The organism is Streptococcus sp. 10F2, from assembly GCF_054331515.2.
Map to the genome: position 1 here is coordinate 1 of NZ_JBTGGE020000102.1, position 1,741 is coordinate 1,741.

Below are 1,741 nucleotides of genomic sequence, written 5' to 3' on the forward strand. Positions count from 1 at the left end.
ATAAAGCTGCTGTTTCTTTACGTGTATGTTCCTCTTTAACATATTCAAGGACCCGTTTTCTAAAATCAATTCCGTATGCCATAAAAACAGTATATCATATACAGTTTATAATCTAAAAGAGTATATTAGCGAGTTTCTTTTTCGTGAGATAGGGTCGTTTTCCTTTGAATAACAAGAAATTTTCTGAAGAAATAACGGAATCTATAGATACTGACTTGATAATGGAGTGTTAGAAAGCAAAAAACCTATGACATTAATGTATTCACATGGAATGTCACAGGTTATTTTTTAGTGATTAGTTTCTGTTTTTATAAGATCTCTACCGAATTTATCCGCCTTAATGATTGCTTGGGCAAATTTTTCAGTATCAAATGGAAGATGATGAAATTCATTTGTCTGTATTGCCGCTTCAACAATCGTTGGAATGTTTTCACTTGTTAGTCCTAGCTCTGCAAGAGTGATTGGCAGATTCAGTCTTTTGTTAAAGTGGAGAACTTGATTGAATGCCTGTTCCTCTTCGTAGTAGGCGTGTAAAACGAGGACACCAAAAGCTACGACAGCACCATGTAGGTATTCTCCTGGTCGTTGGATTGCTAAACTAGCATTGTAAAATGCGTGTGCATGGGCTGAATTTAGATAAAATTCTTTTTGGTTGACTAGATTTGAAGCATATCCTGTTGAAATCAAAATTGCAAGGGCAATCTCTTCAACAGCTTGACTACTTTGATGGGCACGAACGTCCTGAAGCCCTTGTTCTCCATGTTGGTAAAAGGCTTCTTTCGAGGATAAGGCAATAGCTCTGCCAAGAACCGCTGTGTGAGGTAGATAGGCTACTTGCTTCTCAAAGGCTACTGAGGCGTGTTCGACCTCAGGTCCTTTGGAAATCCCATCTCCAATCCCGGCCCAAAAGTACTTTTCAGGGGCTTGTGAAATGATTCGGGTATTAATGAAAATATGTAGTGGAGCTTCTGGGTAACCATATCGATTTACCGTATCATCTTCATTGTAAATAACAGATATTGCTGTAGCAGCAGAGCAGTTGGAACAAATTGTAGGGATGGTAAAACAAGGTTTTCCAGTTTCTAGAGCGACCATTTTTACAGTATCTATTGCTTTTCCACCTCCGAAGCCAATAATGGCTTCAGCTTCTTGAACGGATGGTGTGGAAATAAGACGGTCGATGGTTGCTTGAGTAGAATTCGTCCCATATACAATGACATCTGTCACTTCAATATGTGCTTGCTCAAGGATTGCCACAACTTCTTCAGAAGAACTGGCTAAGGCTCTTTTTCCACCGATACAAACAACTTTTGAAATTTGATAATTCTGAAGGACATCTGGAATATCTTTGAAGCAGTCATCACCGACTGAATAATTGGGCATCATCATTGTCATTGCATCACCTCATTTCATTTGGTTACTAACATTATATATTTTTTTAAGAATTAAACAATAATTTTCTGAAAATTCAATCGTATTGATAGTCTTGATTTGGTCTTGAAATAAATTCGTAGTATGAATGGAGGTGTAAGGGAATCATTCATGTAAATTTCAGATTTGATGAGGTTCTTTTTGATAGGCTAAAACCTGTCTCAAAGTAGGATTTTGGGTTATAATCCCGAGTTTATCAGTTTATGTTGTAGCCGATCCAGTTCAATTACTTGATAGAACTGGATTTTTTTAAAGCTCTCGCTAGATTTTGTTTGTGTTGTATGCGCTTGTATGATATAATGGAAACATG

The 1,741-nt window shown here is 37.2% G+C and carries 1 protein-coding gene; it reads right to left on the bottom strand.

The features are described from left to right. Positions 1-288: 288 nt before the first annotated feature. Complete coding sequence (locus tag ACXM1Q_RS09190; protein ID WP_458517796.1) at positions 289-1,395, bottom strand: iron-containing alcohol dehydrogenase family protein; 1,107 nt, start codon at positions 1,393-1,395, stop codon at positions 289-291. Positions 1,396-1,741 lie beyond the last annotated feature (346 nt).